This window comes from Kistimonas scapharcae, from assembly GCF_039540975.1.
GTDB lineage: Bacteria > Pseudomonadota > Gammaproteobacteria > Pseudomonadales > Endozoicomonadaceae > Kistimonas > Kistimonas scapharcae.
Window position 1 is genome coordinate 1 of record NZ_BAABFL010000265.1, and the last position, 1,966, is coordinate 1,966.

The window sequence follows — 1,966 nt, forward strand, 5'->3', positions numbered from 1 at the left end:
ATGAAAGCATGAGCGGTAGCAACATACTGCGGATTTTCAGGCTTGGTTCAAGGCTTTCAATGAAACGTCAACAGCCCCTAATTTAGGGTGCCACTAAAAAAGGGATGTTTACATAAGCACACCTTATTCAAGCTTCATGTAATTAAAGGTATTTCCTCACCGGAGCATTCCCCAGATTCAGCGCTCTTCTTTTCCAGGCGCATCATGGAGTAGCTCCAATGGCAGCCATCGGTAGAAACGGGAATCCTGTCACTATTGGCGAATAGACGTATTTCCCGCCCTTCCGGGTCACGCCTCATGCGCGGCCAGCATCGGAGCTAGAACGACTCACTTATCATTCAATAGCGAGATATCACTTATCCCACTGACAAATTGGCCTCATGGGGCAAAAGTTTGTGACACAGTGCTCATAGCCGCAGAGATGGCTACCAGACGGGCATTTATCCCAGGAAGTAAACGCGGAGCACTCAAAGGCACCGCAGCCTCCACCATTACACCGATGACATTCGGGATGAAAGGTATCACCTGTACAGCTGCTAAATGCCGTCGCTGCAGCATGGAAGTAAGGCGAAGCATAGAGTGCGCCTTCATGGGGTGCACATGACGTTTTCCCATTATCACCCACCACTTCATGACCAAACTCAAACCCCTTACCTTGCGTTGATTGCACACAAACGGCTGGCGCATGATCTGGACGGTGCTCATTACATCTCAGTGCAAAATACGCGGCTCCACCCTCATTCTTTTCAAGTGTGGCAAAAGAGACAAGCCAGCTGGCCAACTGGTCATGGCCGATATCCAGCCATTTGAAATCTTTGGACACCTGGGCTCCCGACGACACATCACCCGCCTGAGCTGTGCTTTCACACACGTAACCAGCGCCATCACCAGCCGGTATAACCTTGCCAATGACATCGCCTGTATTACCGGATTCTGACGAAGACGGTATGACACACAACAAGACATCGGGCCTTGCCTGCTCAAATGCTTGTGTTGTCAGCGCGGAGGCCTCTTTCATATGGTTGGTAAGTTGAGCGGAATGCGCCTGGTAAGAGATCGCAACGAGTAAAAACAGTGCGGAACAAATCTTATGCATGAACGACATAACACGTCTGCCTGCTTTGATGTTAAGGAACACTGCATATAGGCAAAGCGTAAACTGTCGTCAAACATTACACGTCATATGCCCCCAAAAAACACTTCATAAAACATGAACCATGAAAAAAAGTACCAGTGTTATGTATTAAAAACGTCATTCACATCAGATGTTCAATGATTCGTAGTAGATACATTCTCCGTGCATGCTCTGTGCCTTTTAACAACACCATTGGTGCATGCAATCCCATGCCGTATATTGTGCGCAACATACACTATTCATCATGAGGCTTAGGACAATGACACCAGCCCCCACTAAAGCACTCATTACCTTCGAAGATTTTGAAAAACTGGATATTCGTGTCGGCACTATCCTCTCCGTCAATGACGTCGAGCAATCGAACAAACTGATGAAGCTGACCGTGGACTTTGGCGACCACACTCGCTCCATTCTGGCCGGTATCAAACAAGAGCGTGACAACCCAAAAGAGATTGAAGGAAAGCAGGCCCTCTTTGTTGTGAACCTGCCTGAACGCAAAATGGCGGGGGAAGTCTCTCAGGGCATGTTGTTTGACCTTGGCTATGCCGATGGCATCACACCCTGCCTCGCTATGCCTGAAATGCCTCTCCCCAATGGTGCACGTGCCGGTTAGTATTCCCTGGCTGGCGTTTATTCAGATTCGCCAGCTTTATCTTCTTTCATGGAGCCAATGGGCTCTCCCATTGTGACTTTCTGGCCACTGGCAAGCTTCTCCAGCCCGTCAACCTGGTCTTTTTCAAAAAGACAGATCCGGTGTTTGTCAACATAGTTGTCGCCCCAACTCAAGCCGCTTTCTTAAGTTGATCAGCTGAAGATCTGTCGGGATTAAGC

At 48.7% G+C, this 1,966-nt stretch carries 3 protein-coding genes; 1 reads left to right on the forward strand and 2 read right to left on the reverse strand.

Annotated features, from left to right (window positions below):
• Window positions 1-352: 352 nt before the first annotated feature.
• Window positions 353-1,105 carry a hypothetical protein gene (locus ABD892_RS10890; RefSeq protein ID WP_345195667.1) on the reverse strand — a complete coding sequence of 251 codons (753 nt, stop codon included), beginning with the start codon at window positions 1,103-1,105 and terminating at the stop codon, window positions 353-355.
• A 289-nt stretch (window positions 1,106-1,394) separates the two neighbouring features.
• Here ABD892_RS10890 and ABD892_RS10895 point away from each other — a divergent pair, with 289 nt between their 5' ends.
• Window positions 1,395-1,748 carry a hypothetical protein gene (locus ABD892_RS10895; RefSeq protein ID WP_345195668.1) on the forward strand — a complete coding sequence of 118 codons (354 nt, stop codon included), beginning with the start codon at window positions 1,395-1,397 and terminating at the stop codon, window positions 1,746-1,748.
• Between the two features lie 17 nt (window positions 1,749-1,765).
• On the opposite strand, the gene ABD892_RS10900 is transcribed toward ABD892_RS10895, so the two are convergent.
• Complete coding sequence (locus ABD892_RS10900; RefSeq protein ID WP_345195669.1) at window positions 1,766-1,921, reverse strand: hypothetical protein; 156 nt, start codon at window positions 1,919-1,921, stop codon at window positions 1,766-1,768.
• Window positions 1,922-1,966 lie beyond the last annotated feature (45 nt).